Origin of the sequence: Nocardia sp. NPDC051833 (genome assembly GCF_040681225.1) — a bacterium.
Taxonomy (GTDB): domain Bacteria; phylum Actinomycetota; class Actinomycetes; order Mycobacteriales; family Mycobacteriaceae; genus Nocardia.
The window spans coordinates 289,463-306,051 of the sequence record NZ_JBFAYK010000003.1 but is presented as its reverse complement, the minus strand read 5'-3'; the positions used below and the strand labels follow the sequence as shown (position 1 = coordinate 306,051).

14 protein-coding genes are annotated in these 16,589 nt (G+C 67.7%); 5 read left to right on the top strand and 9 right to left on the bottom strand.

Annotated features, from left to right (window positions below; all coding sequences use genetic code 11):
- Positions 1 to 12: 12 nt before the first annotated feature.
- On the bottom strand, positions 13 to 768 hold the full coding sequence (locus tag AB0L91_RS26055; RefSeq protein WP_365014334.1) for an SDR family oxidoreductase: 756 nt from the start codon (positions 766 to 768) through the stop codon (positions 13 to 15).
- On the bottom strand, positions 765 to 1,985 hold the full coding sequence (locus AB0L91_RS26050) for an acetyl-CoA C-acetyltransferase (RefSeq protein WP_365014331.1): 1,221 nt from the start codon (positions 1,983 to 1,985) through the stop codon (positions 765 to 767). Before AB0L91_RS26050 ends, AB0L91_RS26055 begins: the two co-directional genes overlap by 4 nt.
- A 152-nt stretch (positions 1,986 to 2,137) precedes the next feature.
- Between AB0L91_RS26050 and AB0L91_RS26045 the strand changes: the two genes are divergently transcribed.
- Positions 2,138 to 2,731 (top strand): TetR family transcriptional regulator, encoded by a 594-nt coding sequence (locus tag AB0L91_RS26045; RefSeq protein WP_365014328.1) that lies wholly within the window; start codon positions 2,138 to 2,140, stop codon positions 2,729 to 2,731.
- Between the two features lie 50 nt (positions 2,732 to 2,781).
- Here the strand turns inward: AB0L91_RS26045 and AB0L91_RS26040 are convergent, their stop codons facing one another.
- The 4 genes from AB0L91_RS26040 to AB0L91_RS26025 form a co-directional block, all read right to left on the bottom strand.
- On the bottom strand, positions 2,782 to 3,561 hold the full coding sequence (locus AB0L91_RS26040) for an enoyl-CoA hydratase-related protein (protein WP_365014327.1): 780 nt from the start codon (positions 3,559 to 3,561) through the stop codon (positions 2,782 to 2,784).
- Between the two features lie 115 nt (positions 3,562 to 3,676).
- Positions 3,677 to 4,309, bottom strand: coding sequence for a TetR/AcrR family transcriptional regulator (locus tag AB0L91_RS26035; protein ID WP_365014324.1), 633 nt, complete (start codon positions 4,307 to 4,309; stop codon positions 3,677 to 3,679).
- 85 nt (positions 4,310 to 4,394) lie between these two features.
- Positions 4,395 to 5,816, bottom strand: coding sequence for an aldehyde dehydrogenase family protein (locus AB0L91_RS26030; RefSeq protein ID WP_365014322.1), 1,422 nt, complete (start codon positions 5,814 to 5,816; stop codon positions 4,395 to 4,397).
- On the bottom strand, positions 5,813 to 6,940 hold the full coding sequence (locus tag AB0L91_RS26025) for an NDMA-dependent alcohol dehydrogenase (RefSeq protein ID WP_365014320.1): 1,128 nt from the start codon (positions 6,938 to 6,940) through the stop codon (positions 5,813 to 5,815). Before AB0L91_RS26025 ends, AB0L91_RS26030 begins: the two co-directional genes overlap by 4 nt.
- A gap of 162 nt (positions 6,941 to 7,102) precedes the next feature.
- On the opposite strand from AB0L91_RS26025, the gene AB0L91_RS26020 reads away from it, so the two are divergent.
- The 4 genes from AB0L91_RS26020 to AB0L91_RS26005 all read left to right on the top strand — a co-directional run bounded on the left by AB0L91_RS26020 (position 7,103) and on the right by AB0L91_RS26005 (position 13,113).
- Positions 7,103 to 8,500, top strand: a complete 1,398-nt coding sequence (locus AB0L91_RS26020; RefSeq protein ID WP_365014317.1) for an MFS transporter — start codon at positions 7,103 to 7,105, stop codon at positions 8,498 to 8,500.
- A 115-nt stretch (positions 8,501 to 8,615) separates the two neighbouring features.
- Positions 8,616 to 10,142 (top strand): AMP-binding protein, encoded by a 1,527-nt coding sequence (locus tag AB0L91_RS26015; protein WP_365014314.1) that lies wholly within the window; start codon positions 8,616 to 8,618, stop codon positions 10,140 to 10,142.
- Positions 10,139 to 11,560, top strand: a complete 1,422-nt coding sequence (locus AB0L91_RS26010; RefSeq protein WP_365014312.1) for an FAD-linked oxidase C-terminal domain-containing protein — start codon at positions 10,139 to 10,141, stop codon at positions 11,558 to 11,560. Before AB0L91_RS26015 ends, AB0L91_RS26010 begins: the two co-directional genes overlap by 4 nt.
- Positions 11,557 to 13,113 carry an acetolactate synthase large subunit gene (locus AB0L91_RS26005; RefSeq protein ID WP_365014310.1) on the top strand — a complete coding sequence of 519 codons (1,557 nt, stop codon included), beginning with the start codon at positions 11,557 to 11,559 and terminating at the stop codon, positions 13,111 to 13,113. The genes AB0L91_RS26010 and AB0L91_RS26005 overlap by 4 nt, the downstream gene beginning before the upstream one ends.
- A 65-nt stretch (positions 13,114 to 13,178) precedes the next feature.
- Here the strand turns inward: AB0L91_RS26005 and AB0L91_RS26000 are convergent, their stop codons facing one another.
- The 3 genes from AB0L91_RS26000 to AB0L91_RS25990 form a co-directional block, all read right to left on the bottom strand.
- The gene (locus tag AB0L91_RS26000; protein WP_365014307.1) at positions 13,179 to 14,513 is read right to left on the bottom strand and encodes an FAD-dependent oxidoreductase; all 1,335 of its coding nucleotides are present in this window, start codon (positions 14,511 to 14,513) and stop codon (positions 13,179 to 13,181) included.
- Between the two features lie 103 nt (positions 14,514 to 14,616).
- The gene (locus AB0L91_RS25995; RefSeq protein ID WP_365014305.1) at positions 14,617 to 16,002 is read right to left on the bottom strand and encodes an MFS transporter; all 1,386 of its coding nucleotides are present in this window, start codon (positions 16,000 to 16,002) and stop codon (positions 14,617 to 14,619) included.
- 185 nt (positions 16,003 to 16,187) lie between these two features.
- Positions 16,188 to 16,583 (bottom strand): RidA family protein, encoded by a 396-nt coding sequence (locus tag AB0L91_RS25990; protein WP_365014302.1) that lies wholly within the window; start codon positions 16,581 to 16,583, stop codon positions 16,188 to 16,190.
- Positions 16,584 to 16,589: the final 6 nt, after the last annotated feature.

Below are 16,589 nucleotides of genomic sequence, written 5' to 3'. Positions count from 1 at the left end.
TCGATGTGGTTGTCAGACTCCGCCGGTCAGCGTGACGCCGCCGTCGAGGACCAGCAGCTGGCCGGTGACCCAGGACGCGTCGTCGGAGAGCAGGAATGCCACCGCGCCGGCGATGTCCTCGGGCTCACCGAGGCGCTTGAGCGGGTAGGTTTCGGCGAGTTCCTTCTCCTTGCCCTCGTAGAGGGCCGTGGCGAACTTGGTCTTCACCACCGCGGGCGCGACCGCGTTCACGCGCAGCCGCGGGCCGAGTTCCACGGCCAGTTCCTGGGTGAGGTAGGTCAGCATGGCCTTGCTGGCGCCGTAGAAGCCGATGCCCGGCGCCGGCTTGACCCCGGCCACCGACGACACGTTGACCACCGCGCCACCGTGTTCGGCCATCCACGCCATGTGCACCTGCTGCGTCCACGACAGCGCGGCCAAGCAGTTGACCTCGACGATCTTGCGGGCCGCTTCGAGGTCCATCTCGATCATCGGGCCGTAGACCGGGTTGATGCCGGTGTTGTTGACCAGCAGGTCGGCACCGCCGAAGGTGGCGATGGCACGCTCGACCGTGTCGCGCTGATGGTCGAGATCGTCGGCGCGGCCGGCGACACCCAGTGCGTGTTCGGCGCCACCGAGCTGCAGCACCGCCTCGTCGAGAGCGTCTTTCTTGCGGGCGGTGACGACGACCTTCGCGCCCTCGTCGACCAGCCGCTGCGCGATGCTCAGGCCGATGCCACGGCTCGCGCCGGTGACGATCGCGACCTTGCCCGCGAAACGCCCGGTCACGACAGCCGCTCCAGCACCATCGCCATACCCTGGCCGCCGCCGACGCACATCGTCTCCAGCCCGAACTGCTTGTCGTGGAAGCGCAGCGAGTTGATCAGGGTGCTGGTGATGCGGGCGCCGGTCATGCCGAACGGGTGGCCCACCGCGATCGCGCCACCGTTGATGTTGAGCTTGTCCTCGGGGATGCCGAGTTCCCGGGCGGAGCCGAGCACCTGCACGGCGAACGCCTCGTTGATCTCGACCAGGTCGATGTCGTCGATGCCGAGACCGGCGCGGCGCAGCGCCTGCCGGGACGCCTCGATCGGGCCGAGGCCCATGATCTCCGGCGACAGACCGGAGACTCCGGTGCTGACGACGCGCGCGAGCGGGGTCAGACCGAGTTCCTTCGCCTTGGTGTCGGACATGATGACCAGGGCGGCCGCGCCGTCGTTGAGCGCGCAGCAGTTACCCGCGGTGACAGTGCCATCCGGGCGGAACACCGGCTTCAGCTGGCTCACCGCCTCCAGCGTGACACCGGCACGCGGGCCGTCGTCGGCGCTGACCACAGTGCCGTCGGGCAGCGTGACCGGGGTGATGTCGGTGGCCCAGAAGCCGTTGGCGATGGCCTTTTCGGCCAGATTCTGCGAACGCACACCGAATGCGTCCTGCTCGGCGCGGGTGATCCCGGTGAACTGGGCGACATTCTCCGCGGTCTGTCCCATGGCGATGTAGACATCGGGCAGTACGCCGTTGCCGCGCGGGTCGGCCCAGGACGCGGCACCACCGGCGGCACGCTCGGCGGTGCGGGCGACCGCGTCGGCGAAGATCGGGTTCTCGGTGTCGGGCAGGCCGTCGGCGTTGCCCTTGACGAAGCGGCTCACCGTCTCGACGCCCGCCGAGATGAAGATGTCGCCCTCGCCCGCCTTGATGGCATGCAGCGCCATGCGGGTGGTCTGCAGACTCGACGAACAGTAGCGGTTGACGGTGGTGCCCGGAACGGTGTCGAGCCCGGCCAGCACGGCGACCGCCCTGGCGATGTTGAAGCCCGACTCACCCGCCGGCTGCCCGCAACCGAGAACGAGGTCCTCGATCTCGGTCGGATCGAGGTTCGGCACCTGAGCCAGGGCGGCCCGAACCATCTGGACAGTCAGGTCGTCGGGACGCATGTCCTTGAGCGAACCCTTGCCCGCCCGGCCGATCGGGGAACGGGCAGCGGCGACGATCACAGCTTCCGGCATCACATCTCCTTGGTGAATAAGCGCTTGCTTAGTAAGATAGTGCAGGCGACCCTGAACCGGCGTCAAGAGACAGCCAGCCCGCACCGCTTGTTATCCACATCACATCGCCCCTGGCGAGTGCCCATCCACCGAGGCGAGATAATGGCATTCCCATGACCGACACCACCGAATCCCGCAGCGACGCGACCCGCGCACGCCTGCTCGAAGCCGCGATCGCAGCGTTCGCAGAGAAGGGCTTCAACGGGACGACTACGCGCGATATCGCCGCGGCCGCAGGCGTGAGCCCGGCCGCGGTCTACGTGCATCACAAATCCAAAGAAGAACTGCTGTACCTGATCTCGCGATCGGGCCACGACGAAACGCTCGAGCTGATCCAGAAGGCGGCCGCGTCGTCCGACGATCCGGCGACCGCGCTGCGCGCTGTCGTCCGCGATTTCGCCGTGCACCACGCCCGCGGGCACACCAGCGCCCGGATCGTGAATTACGAACTGAACTCGCTGAGTCCCGAACACCGCATCGAGATTCGCGGCATCCGCCATCAGATCGAGCAGACAATTCGGGATCTGGTCGAGCGCGGCATCCATACAGGCGCCTTCGACACCCCCGACGCACGGATCGCGGCCACCGCCCTGCTGTCGCTCGGCATCGATATCTCGCGCTGGTACCGCGACGAGGGCGACTGGTCGCCGGAAGACATCGCCACCGCCTACGCCGACATGGCATTGCGCATCGTCGGCGCCGGCTGACCGGCGCGGGCCGATAGGTCACCCACCGGCCCGCACGGGTACGCCTGCGGCTAGGGCCGAATGAACTCCGCGGCCCGCTTCTCCAGAAAGGCAGCCATGCCTTCCTTCTGATCAGCGGTCGCGAACCGCGCCTTGAACAACGCCCGTTCGTATCGAAGACCCTCCGCCAAGGACGACTCGAACGCGCGATTCACCGCGTCTTTCACGGCGGTCGCGGCGGGGCGGGACATTCTCGCGATCTGCTCACCGGTCGACAGCGCATCGTCGATCAGACTCGCCGCCGGAACGACCCGGGCGACAAGACCCGCCCGCTCCGCTTCCTCGACGCCCATCCGGCGACCGGTCAAGCACAACTCCATCGCCTTGGCTTTGCCCACCGCCCTGGCCATTCGCTGCGTGCCACCGATACCGGGGAGAATGCCCAGCGTGATCTCCGGCAGTGCGAATGTCGCTCCGTCCGAGGCGATGATGAAATCGCAGAGCATCGCCAGCTCACATCCGCCGCCCAGCGCATAGCCCGACACCGCGGCGATCAACGGCGTCCGCAGGGCGGCCAAGCGATCCCAATCCTCGTACAGCGATATCCCGTCGAGGTCGGGAAACGCCCACGGGGACATTTCGGCGATATCCGCCCCCGCGGCGAACGCACGCTCGGAACCGGTGATGACGATGGCGCCGATGGTGGGGTCGCGATCGAAGGCCAGTGCCGCGGCGAGCACCTCCCGTTCGACGGTTCGGCTCAAGGAATTCAGTTTCTCGGGCCGGTTGAGGATGATCAGCCCTACGCCCGGCCGAGCTTCATCGACAAGGATCGTCTCGTAAACCGTCATGACAGCCTTTCCGGAGCGCGCGGCTCCAGGGCGCGCCGACGCACGCCCGCACAATGGGTAGATTTTCTGAGCGTTTGCTCGAGTCGGTGGTGACCTGCGGTGCCGCGCGCAGTCGTTACGGCTGGCCGGCGTCCGGGCGCGGGGCAATCAGCGTGATTGCCGCGTCGAGCAGGTCGGTTATGCGAGCGGGCGTGAATCGCTCCGGCTCGTAGGGATACATCATCGTCCAGCCGTCGCCCATGGCGGCCAGCTGATCGCCCAGCAACTCGGCGGGAATGTCGTCACGGATGGCACCACGCGCCTGCGCGGTCTTGATGATCGAGGCGTGGGTATCGCGATACCGGGCGTAGCGCTCCCGGATCAAGGTCGCCAGGGCGGGTTCGGAACGCGCGTGCACGAGCAGCTCCGACATGACCGGCCAGTGCTGCGAGTCACCGGTTGTCATCGCCAGCCAGCGCCGGATCAGCGCGGGAATGTCGGGCTGTTCCCTCGCCGTCTCGAGCATCTCGTCGTATCGATCGAAACGACTCTCGACCAGCGCGGTGATCAACTCGTCCTTGTTGGCGAAGTAGTAGGTCACCGCGCCGGTGGTGTAACCCGCCCGCTGTGCCACTTTGCGCAACGAGGCCTTGGCGTAGCCCTCCTCGGCGATCACCGCGGTGGCCGCCCGCAGGAGTTCCACCCGCTTGGCCTTGTGGTCACCGGCCGGCCTGCCTCGCCGGGCGGCGCTCTCGGGCTGCTTCACCATGGAAGCAATTCTGTCACAGAATTCGCATTACAACCGTTGTGCATACCCGAGGTGGCGCTACCGCGTGACCTCCGCCCTAACCGCGCTACCGCAGGATGGCCTTCACCTCCAAGAACTCCTCGAGGCCGAAGGTACCCGCTTCCCGGCCGACACCGGACTGCTTGTAGCCGCCGAACGGTGCCGCGATGTTGAACTCGCCACCGTTCACCTCCACCTGCCCGGTCCTGAGCTGCCGGGCGACGCGCAGCGCACGCTCGGTGTCACCGGACCAGACACCACCGGCCAAGCCGAAGTCGGAGTTGTTCGCGATCCGCACCGCCTCGTCCTCGTCGCGGTAGCCCATGATCGACAGCACCGGTCCGAAGATCTCCTCACGGGCGATGGTCATCTCCTCGGTGACATCGGCGAACACCGTCGCCCCGACGAAATACCCCTTCGTCTCCGCGGTTTCGCGGCCGTCCAGCACCAGCGTCGCCCCTTCCGCGACACCACTGTCGATATAGGCCCGCACCCGGGTGAGTTGATTGGCGTTCACCAGCGGGCCGAGCACAGTGGTCTCGGCGGCCGGATCACCGACCCGATACGCCGCGGCAACCTCGGCCGCGATCCGGGCGGCATCGGCGATCCGGTTCTGCGGCACCAGCATCCGGGTCAGGGCCGAGCAGGTCTGACCCGAGTTCAGGAAGCACTTGCCGATGCCGTCGGTGACCGCCTGTTCCAGATCCGCGTCGTCGAGGATGACGTTGGCCGACTTTCCACCCAGTTCGAGCGCGACCCGCTTCACCGTCTCGGCCGCCACCTTCGCGACCCGCTTGCCTGCCTGCGTCGACCCGGTGAAGGTCACCATGTCGATGCCGGGATGCGCGGCGATCGCCTCGCCGACCACCGGTCCATATCCACTGACCAGGTTGAACACGCCTGCGGGCAAACCGATCTCATCGAAGATGCCGACCAGCTCGTAGGCGATCAACGGCGCCACCTCGGTGGGCTTGAGCACCACCGTGCAGCCCGCGGCGAGCGCGGCACCGATCTTGAGCACCACCTGGTGCAGCGGATAGTTCCACGGGGTGATGGCGCCGACGACGCCCACCGGCTCGCGCACGATCAGCGCGTTGCCCACCTCTTCGTTGTCGAACTCGTAGCTTCGCGCGAGTTCGGCGAAGACGGCGAGGTTGCCCGCGGGCATCTCGATCTGCACCGGACCAGCGAAGGACACCGGCATGCCCATATCGCGCGAGACCAGCGCGGTGAGCTCGCCGTAGCGCGCCATCACCACCTCATGGGCCCGCTGCAGATAGCCGGCGCGCTCGGCGCCGCGCAGCGCCGACCAGCCGGGAAAGGCGGCCCGAGCGGCGCGCACGGCCCGATCGACATCGCGCGCGGTGCCCTCGGCCACCGCCGCGATCGGCGTCTCGGTGGTGGGGTCGACGACCTCGATGCGGCCCGCGCCATCGGACGCGACCCAGTCGCCGTCGACGTAGATCTTGGTGTAGTCGAGCTCGCTCATCGGTCCGCCTGGGTGTACTCGATGACGCCACGCAGGTTCTTGCCGTCGAGCATGTCCTGGTAGCCCTGGTTGATGTCGTCCAGGCGATACGTGTTGGTGATCAGACCGTCCAGCTCCAGCTTGCCCGCCTGATACATCGACAGCAGCGACGGGATCTCCGTTCGCGGGTTGGCGCCGCCGAAGACCGCACCCTGCAGACGCTGCTGCAGCAGGGCGAACATGGTCAGGTTGAACCTGACTTCGTTGTCTTCGAGGTCCCCCATACCGACCACCACGCAGGTGCCCGCTTTCGCGGTCAGCGCGAGGGCGGGCTCGATGTGCTCGCCCCGGACCCGCCCGATCGTGAGGACGACCTTTTCGGCCATCAGGCCCCAGGTAAGCTCGGTCACCGGCGCCAGCGCCTCGTCCATGGACGAGAAGACGTGGGTGGCACCGAACCGCTCGGCCTGCTCGCGGTGATAGGCGACGGGGTCGATCGCGATGATGTTCTTCGCTCCGGCGGCGGCCGCGGCCTGCACCGAGTTGATGCCGACGCCTCCGACCCCGACCACCACGACGTTCTCGCCCGGCCGAACCTCGGCCACGTTGGTGACCGAACCCCAGCCGGTGGTCACTCCGCAGCCGACCAGCGCGGCCACGTCGAGCGGGATGTGGTCGGCGATCTTGACCACTGAATACTGATGCACGGTGACGTAGGGCGAGAACGTGCCGAGCAGGCACATCGGGATGACGTCCGTACCGCGTGCGCGCACCCGGGTCGTCCCGTCGCTGATCGATTTGCCGGTGAGCAGGTCGATGCCCAGATCACACAGGTTCTGGTGACCGGACGAACACGGCCCACACTGCCCGCAGGCCGGAATGAACGAGAGCACCACATGGTCGCCCTCCCGCAGGCCCTTGACGCCTGGGCCGACCTTGCTGATCACGCCCGCGCCTTCGTGGCCACCGAGTACCGGGAACGGGTCGACCGGGGTATCACCGGTGACCAGGTGGTGGTCCGAGTGACACAGCCCCGACGCGGCCAGTTCTACCTGGACTTCTCCGTCGCGAGGATCGTCGATCTCGATCTCCTCCACCGACCACGGCTCGTTCACGCCCCAGAGAATCGCGCCCTTGGTTTTCATATCGCTTGCCTTCCGTCAACGCCGATCACAGGCGGTTCGCCCGCTCGGGTCCCGTTCGGATGTTGTGCCGAGAATTTACATCACAAGTGTTGTGCAAAACACAGCGTAGCTCCTACAGTGATGTCCGTCACGTACATTCGCTTCGTCGATAAGGCACACCCGATGACCCTGCTCGATACCGAGGCCGGCCCCGCCCCCGAGAAGAACCCGGCGGCAATCCCCCCACGTCTCGACCGCCTGCCGGTACTGGCACCCCACATCCTGTGGATCAGCATCCTCACCGCGAACCTGGCGCTGCAGTACTACGACAACGCGCTGTTCGCGTACGTGATCCCCGCGATCGTGGAGAACGCGGGCCTGAACCTCGGCCAGATCGGCATCGTCAGCACCGCGTTCTTCGTCGGCATGGTGATCGGCGGTCTCTTCGGCGGTCGCTTGGCCGATCGTTTCGGCAGGCGCTCGATCCTCGTGTGGGGCACGACGCTCTACTCGCTCGGCGCGATCGCCACCGGCCTGGCGCCGAACTTCGAGACAATGCTCATCGCCCGGGTGATCACCGGGATCGGCGTCCAGGCGGCGACCTCGGCCCTGCTCGTGTACATCGCCGAGATGTTCCCGGCCAAGACCCGTGGCCGGTTCGTCTCGATCGTCACCTCAGCGTTCGTGATCGTGTCCCCGATCGTCGCACTGCTGGCGCTGGTCACCGTCCCCAACGGCGGGCCGGATACCTGGCGGCACTTGTTCGTCGTCGGCGGCGTCGGCCTGCTCATCGCGCCTCTCGCCCGCTTCCTGATGCCGGAGTCGGTGCGCTGGCACATCACACGCGGCCAGATCGACCGAGCCGAACACATCGTCGGCGGACTCGAGGCCCGCGCGCGGCGCCGGGGCCCACTCATCGCACCCCAGGCCGCGACCGCGAGCCCGCCGCCACTGTCGCTGCGCACGCTGCTGCGCAACAAGCACATCATCCGCACCGTCGTCGTACTGTCGATCGGCTACTTCGGCGCCACCTTCGGTCTGTTCCTGTACCAGAACTGGGCGATGTATGTCCTGGTCGACGGCCTGGCCTTCCCCGAGACCGACGCCTACCGGATCCAGCTCATCTGGAACGTCGCCTACTTCGTCACCCCGCTCGTCGCCCTGCTGGTAATGGACCGCGTCGAGCGCAAGACACTCATTCTGGCGTCCTCGGTCCTGTCCGCGTTCCCGCTGGTCGCGCTCGGCCTGGCCACCAGCGATTGGCTGGTGACAGCGGCGGGCGGAGCGGCGGGCGTGATCACCGGACTCACGATCACCGGCTACTTCGCCTACATTCCGGAGACGATTCCCACCGAGGCCCGCGGATTGGGCAGCGGGATCATCATCAGCGTCGGCAACGCCGGTGGCGCACTGTCGGGCGTGCTCGGCGCCACGCTCTACGGCGCCTGGGGTGGAGCGGGCGTGATGATCACCGCGGCGGCAGCCTTCGTCGCGTTCTCGATCGTCATCCTGGCCTTCGGCCCGCGGACGACGAATCAATCGCTCGAGGGCGTGACCGTCGAGGAAATGCACGCCGGGTGATCCCGACATCCACACATTTACATCACGACTGTTGTGTAAATTCAGCTCCGTGCCTACAGTGACGCCAAGCACATCAGCTGCTGCACCCTGTCGCCTGTTCCGAAAGGCAGCTCCCATGTCCAATCTGATCGACCCGATCGTCAGGCACGCCGGCGCGCCCACCGAGCGCATCGCGATCCACACGACCGCCGACCCCTGGTCCTACTCCGAACTGCTCGAGCGCAGCCTGCGCTACGCGGAACTGCTCGCCGGTCACGAGGTCGCCGCGGGCGACCGGGTATTGCTCGCCGCGCCGTCCTGCCCGGAATTCGTGGTGGCGTACATGGGAATTCAGGCCATCGGCGCGACCGTGGTGCCGATCAACACCATGTCGACCGAAGTCGAGGCGGGTTACTACCTCACCGACGCCGGCGCGAAACTCGCGATCAGCTGGCACGAGATCGGACCCGCGGTCTCGCGGGCCGCCGACAATGCGGGCGTCACCCATCTGACGCTGAGTGCCGGCGCGGACACCGAGGCCACTCCCCTGGCCGAGATCGTCGATCGCGCCCCCGACGAGACCGCGGCGATCCTGTACACCTCGGGCACCACCGGGCGACCCAAGGGCGCCGAACTCAGCGTCGCCAATCTGCTCGCGGCAGGCCAGATCGGCTGCGCCGTCGCGGGCACATCGGCCGAGGATCGCACCGGTACCGCCCTGCCGTTGTTCCACGTCTTCGGACAGGCCGCAGTGATGATGGCGACCTTCACCAGCGGCGGATCGCTGTCGCTTCTGCCGAAATTCACGCCACAGGCCATGATCGAGATACTGCGCCGCGACGAACTGACCGTGATGTGCGGCGTGCCGACCATGTGGAACGCCATGCTGCACGCCGCGGGCGACGCCGACGGCACAGATTTCGCAACCCTGCGCGTCGCCGTCTCCGGTGGCGCGTCCCTCCCCGGCGAAGTAGCACGCGCTTTCGAGAAGCAGTTCGGCTGCACGATCCTGGAAGGTTACGGGCTCACCGAGACCACCGCGTTCGGCGCCTTCAACGACATCGATCGCGGCGGCAAGATCGGCTCGGTGGGCCGGGTGGTTCCGCGCCTGCAGATGCAGATCCGCACTCCCGACGGCACGGAGTGCGCGCCGGGCGAGGTCGGCGAGATCTTCGTCCGCGGCGACACGGTGTTCAAGGGCTACCGCAACCGCCCCGACGCCACGGCCGACGCGCTCACCGAAGACGGCTGGTTCCGCACCGGCGACCTGGGCGAGCTCGATGCCGAGCACGACCTGCGGATCGTCGACCGACTCAAGGACCTCATCATTCGCGGCGGCTACAACGTGTATCCGAGCGAGGTCGAAGAAGTCCTGTACGAGCACCCCGATATCGTCGAGGCCGCCGTGGTCGGGGTACCCGACGAGTACTACGGCGAGGAGGTCGCGGCCGTTGTCACCCCAAGGGCTGGATCGACGCTCACCGCCGCCGACATCGACACCTGGACACGGGAGCGATTGTCCGCGTACAAGATTCCGCGCGTCATCCAGTTCGTCGAACAGCTCCCGAAGGGTTCGACCGGCAAGATCCTCAAGCGCGAGATCGACCGCACCGCACTGCGTTCCACCGCATCGTCACGTGACAGCGACGTGGCACGCCCTTGAGTACCCCTCCGGATACAGACACAGCGCCCGACCAGCGGGCGCTCGACCGCTTCGCGGCTGTCGTCGGGTCGGCTCATGTGCTGACCGGGAACCGGATCGGTCCCGACTACCACCACGACGAGGCGCTCGCCGGCACGCCGGTGGCGCCGCGGTACCTGGCGCTGCCCGCCACCGCCGGGGAAACCGCTGAACTCCTCGCCGCGGCGGCGGCCGCCGGGATCCCGGTGACCGCGCGAGGCGCGGGTACCGGCTTGTCCGGTGCTTGCCGACCTGCGCCCGGCGGCCTGGTCATCTCGTTCGAGCGCATGGCCGCTGTCCTCGAGGTCGACATCGACAACCAGGTCGCCGTGGTGCAGCCGGGTGTCACGCTGGCCGCGCTCGACGCGGCGACCGCGCCATACGGCCTGATGTACACCGTTTTTCCCGGCGAACTGTCCGCCAGCATCGGCGGCACCGTGGGGACCAACGCGGGCGGTATGCGGGCGGTGCGTTACGGCGTCACCCGACACAATGTGCTCGGCCTGCAAGCGGCGTTGCCCTCGGGCGAACTGCTACGCACCGGCGGCAAGCTCACCAAACTGTCCGCCGGCTACGACCTGACACAGCTGATCATCGGTTCCGAGGGCACCCTCGCGCTGGCCACCGAAATCACCGTGCGCCTGTACCCGCGGCCCGCGCACAGCGTCACCCTGATGGCCGCCTTCGCCGATCTCGCCGCGGTCATGGCGGCGGTGCCGGCGACCCTGCGCACGGGAGTGGCACCGACCATCCTCGAATACCTCGACACCGTCACTCTGGACGCGATCAGCAGGGCCCAGGAGCTCGAGCTCGGCATCGATCCCGGGGTTCGCGCTGCCGCCCGCGCGTACCTGGTGATCGGGCTCGACAACCGCGAGCGCGCCCCGCTCGATACTGACATAGACCTGCTCGGTCAGCTGTTGGAGAGCTCAGGAGCACTGAATATCTATGTGCTCGAAGGCCATTCGGCTCGCCTGCTGATCGAGGCCAGGGAGAAGGCGTTCTGGTCGGCCAAAGCGGCCGGGGCCGACGAGGTCCTGGACGTGGTGGTTCCCCGGGCCGCGATGCCCGCGTTCTTCGACAGGGCGACCGCTCTGGCCGACGAGGTCGGCGCAGTCCTCGTCGGCTGCGGTCACGCGGGCGACGGCAACGTGCACATGGGCGTGTTCTGCCGTGCGGAGGCCACACGCGAGGCACTGCTGCGCCGCGTCTTCACACTCGCGACCGACCTGGGCGGTGCCGTCTCCGGCGAGCACGGCCTCGGGCGGATCAAGACCGCCCACTTCACCGCCGTGGCCGATCCGGTCGCGCTCACGCTGATGCGTGGCATCAAGCACGCGTTCGATCCGGCCGGGATACTCAACCCCGGCGTCATCCTCGAAGAAAAGGTGCATGCATGACCAACGGTGCCCAAGCCTTGATCGCCACGCTCGCCGACGCCGGAGTCGAAGTGTGCTTCGGCAATCCCGGAACCTCGGAGATGCACTTCGTGGCCGCGCTGGATTCGGTGCCGCGCATGCGCGGCGTGCTGTGCCTGTTCGAGGGCGTCGTCACCGGCGCGGCCGACGGGTACGCCCGGATCGCGGGCAAACCGGCCGTCACACTCCTTCATCTCGGCCCCGGCTTGGCCAATGGTCTGGCGAATCTGCACAACGCCCGGCGAGCACACACCCCGATCGTCAATGTCGTCGGTGAGCACGCCGCCGACCACAAGCAGTACGACGCTCCCCTGGATTCCGATATCGACGCGCTCACCGGCTGGAGCCACAGCTGGACGCGTCGCGGTAGCTCCCCCGAACTGATCGGGCGCGACGCCGCGGACGCGGTCGCCGCCGTGCAGGCGACACCGTCGCGCATCGCCACCTTGGTGCTGCCCGCCGATGTTTCCTGGGGTGACGGCGGGGTTCCGGCGACGCCGGTCGAGCCGGTTCCGGCGGCGGCACCCGACCAGTCGATCATCGCCGAGATCGCGAAGGTTCTGCGCAGCGGCGAGTCGAGCGTGCTACTGATCGGCGGGCCGGCGGCCACCGAGCGCGGCCTCGCGGCGACCGACCGCATCGCCGCCGCCACCGGGGCACGTCCCCTCGTGGAGACCCACCCCGCTCGGCTCACCCGCGGGGCAGGTGTGCCCGCCGTCGATCGCCTCGGCTATCTGGCCGAGCAGGCCACCCGCCAGCTCGACGGCGCCGAGCACGTGATCGTCGCGGGCACCCGTGCGCCGGTGTCGTTCTTCGCCTATCCGGACAAGCCGAGCGATCTGGTTCCGGCCGGCGCGACCGTCCATGAGCTCGCGGCATCTGATGTCGACGTGGTCGCCGCGCTCGAGGCGCTGGCCGCGGTGGTCGCGGCCGATGTCGAGCCGCGCGGCGCGGCATCGTCGCTGCCCGAGCTACCCACCGGGCCACTCGACGTACGCAACTGGGTGAAGGTCATCGGCGCGCTGCTGCCGGAGGACGCGATCATCTCCGACGAGTCGAACACCTCCGGGATCTTCCTCGGTGCGGCGACCGCGGGATCGCCACGCCACGACGTGCTCTCGCTCACCGGCGGTGCCATCGGGCAGGGCCTGCCGGTGGCGGTCGGCGCGGCGGTCGCCGCCCCCGACCGGCCCGTGATCGCACTGCAGAGCGACGGCAGCGCCGCCTACACCATCTCGGCGCTGTGGACGATGGCCCGCGAGAACCTGAACATCACCACGGTGCTCATCAACAACCGCGCCTACGCGATTCTGCGGATGGAGCTGGAGCGCGTCGGGGCCACCGAGGTGGGTCCGAAGGCGGGGAGCCTGCTCGACCTGGCGCGCCCGGACATGGACTTCGCCGAGATCGCCCGCGGTTTCGGCGTGCCCGCGACGGTCGCGACCACCTGCGCGGAGCTGGCCGAGCAGTTCCGCACGGCACTGGCCGAGCCCGGCCCGCACCTCATCGATGCACGCATCCCCTCCCTGTTCTGAGCAACGACCGAAAAGAACTGCCCTGCACCGCGAATCGGTGCAGGGCAGTTTTCCTTCGTCCGCGCTCACCGACCCGCGCGTCGGTCACCCAGCCGGTCGACCACCCAGGCCGCCCGCAACACGGGGTTGTGCAGGTACAGCGAGCGGGTGAAGCGAGGCGCACTGCGCCAGAACGGGATCAGGTCGTGGTGGATGGCGTCGGTGGCGAGGTACTCGGCGAGCAGGGAGCCGAGGTAGGGCGCCTGGCCGAGACCATGTCCGTTGCAGCCGACGGTGTAGTAGACGCTCTTCGATGCCTGTCCGGCCACCGGCAGGCGCGTGGTGGTCATGGCGATCCAGCCACCCCAAGTCTTGGTGACGGGCACATCCCGCAGAGACGGAAATCGCGCGCGGAACGCCGAGGTCAGATCGGCGACGACGGCCTGACTCGAGGTGCGATCGGTGAGCGGATTCTTGCCCACCTCGAGCCGGCGGACACCCACCGCGATGGTGTTGGACGGAGTCACGTGGTAGCTCTCCATCACATTGTGTTTGGTCGCCAGACCCGACCGGCTGGTCCACCCGGTGGCCGCGATCCGATCCGCGTCGACCGGAGCGGTCTCGATCATGCTCACCCAGACCGGCTTGGACAGGTGCTTCGGGGTGATCCCGAGTTCGGGCGCGTGGGCATTGTTCGCGAGCACCACCCGCTTGGCACGAACCCGGCCCAGCGGCGTGACCACCTGGGCGCCCGCCCCGGTCTCGATCACCGACTGAACGGGCGACTGCTCGAAAACCCGCACCCCTGAGCGCAGCAGTGCCGCACGCACTCCGAGGGTGAACATCCCGGGGTTCATCGTGCCGCCCACCATGGTGAGAACACCGCCGAGGAAAGTATCGGGCAGGCCCAGTTCGCGCTGGTCACCATACCTTTCGGCGGCACCTGCGGCGATCAGAGCCTGCGCGTCGCGTTGCGCCTTGCGCAGCTGGCCCTTGGTGACCGCCACGCCGACATTGCCGACCTGCTCGTACTCGCACTCGATGCCGAGCTGCTTGATCATGTCCTCGGCGAACTGCACCGAGCCCTCGGCGAACCGGACCAGATCACGCAGCAACCCCGGGTTCACCTTGGCCAAGAGCTGGGGTTCGCCGGTCGGCTTTCCCGAGAGCTGACCGGCATTGCGCGAGCTCGCGCCGTACCCGCAGAAGTCCGCATCGAGCACGACGACATCGGCGCCGAATTCGGCCAGCCGCAAGGCGATCGACATGCCGCCGAGGCCACCGCCGACGACGGCGACGTCGCAGCTGATCTCCGCGTCGAGCGGTGCGGCGAGATCTGTCGGCCGATCGATCCAGCCGGTGAAGGTGGAGTAGGTGGTCCCGGCGTCCTCGGCCGATTGCGGACCGCTGGTCCCGGTCATGGTGTTGCTCCTATCGTCGAAACGGAATCGAAAACTCGCCGACGGAGAGCGGTCGCGCGGTGTCGGCACCACACGACCGGTCTCCGTCGACGGTCGGGAAGTGTCAGCTCTCCACAGCGACACCTTCGAGTGAGCGCTGGGTGGTCCGTGGCCCGAACAGCAGGACCACCGAGGAGAAGACGATGTAGCAGATCGCGGCGACGATCATCACGCCGCCGATGCTCCACCGGCCGAACAGGGCGGCACCCAGGACACCGGAGACGGCGCCGCCCGAGCGGGCGATACCGATGACGACACCGGTGCCCAGACCACGTCCCTGTGGCGGCATCGCCTCGGGGATGTAGGCGAAGTAGACGTTGATCACCAGGCCCGTCGTGATGGCCGCGGCACCACCGGCGGCGGTGACCACCCAGCTCTGCGTGGAGACGCCGAGCAGGACGAGCGGAATCGCGCTGACGATCGACCCGAGGAAGATCAGGGTCTTGCGCTCGACCCGATCCATCAGAGCCAACGCGATGAGCGGAGTCACGCAGTAGACCACGTTCCAGACCAGCTGGATCTCATAGGCGGTGCCCTCGTCGTACTTCAGGCCCTCGATCAGGGAGTACAGCACCCAGTTGCCGAACAGGTAGTAGCCGAGCGTGGAACCGAAATAGCCGATGCCGACAATCGCGATCACCCGCACGACGTGCCTGTCGGCGAAGACCTGCCGCAGCGACTGCTTCTCGACCGGCGCATCGGGCACCACCGACGGCTCTGGCAGCGGTCCGCGGCGCAACGCGATGGTCTCGAGCTCGGTCACCAGCGCCTCGGCCTTGTCGATCTGCCCGCGGGAGATCTGCCAGCGCACCGATTCCGGCAGGATGAACCGCGCCAGCGGCGCGACCACCAGGCCGACGCTGCCGATCAAGAACAGGTGCCGCCAGGTGTCGGGGCCGCCGTTGGGGATCGCCACCATCGCCAGGAAGGCGACCAGCGGCGCGACCACCACGAAGCCCGTCGTGAGTACCGAGGCGAACCGGCCGCGCGTCTTGCTCGGGAACATCTCGGCGACGTAGACCAGCAGCACCGAGGTCGCCGCCTGCACTCCGAGTCCCGTGATGAAGCGCGCCAGCAACATCGCCTCGAAACTGGCGGCGAACGCGGTGACCAGCGCGCCGGCCGAATAGATGACGGTGGCCCAGATCAGCACCTGGCGCCTGCCGAATCGGTCCGACAGCCGGCCACCGCCCAGCGCGCCGACGATCATGCCGACGAAGAACGCGCTGCCGACCGTGCCGAGTTGCGGCAGGCTCAGGCCGGTACTCTCCGCGATCGACGGCAGCACGTAGGCGAACAGGGCGTTGTCGTAGTACTCGAGCGCCAGGTTGATCGCGAGGACCGCGATCCAGGTGATGTGCGGTGAGATCACCGGCAGCCGGTCGAGCCGGGCGGCCAGCCGCGCGCCATCGGTGTGCGCGGTGGACTCGAGGGTGTCCAGAGGTGTCATGGTTTTCCATCCCGCGGCGGGGACCGGTACACTCGGCGACGTAGCGTGGGGACGTCTACAGAACCGGCTCTCGGTACCGACCGCTGAGCTAGCGAAAAATTCAGTGAGAGTGCAGATTCGGGTGTGCAAGCCCGTCCTGCGAGAGGGTGGACCCGGCGTGTCCGCCACGCCGGGTCGACCTCGAATCAGTTGCCGACGGCCGCGACGACGCGGACTTCCACCAACAGACCGTCACGCGCCAGCTGTGCGACGCCCACCCCGGTCCACGCCGGGAAATTCTCGGGCAGGTATTCGTCCTTCACCTTGACGAATTCTTCGATGTCCTGGCGCATATCGGTGTGGAACGTCATCAACTCGACGACGTCGCTCAGGCTCGCACCCGCGGCTTCGAGCACGGTGCGCACACCCTCGAAGGCGATGCGAGCCTGGGCATCCATGCCGTCGGCCGGCTCTCCGGTCGACCTGTCGATCCCCACCTGGCCCGAGACCCAGATCAGATTTCCGGCGCGGACCGCCTGTGAGAAGTGGAGCCGGTCGTACGTCGCCTCGGTACCGGGCGGATTGATCAATTGGCGCTGCATGCAGTG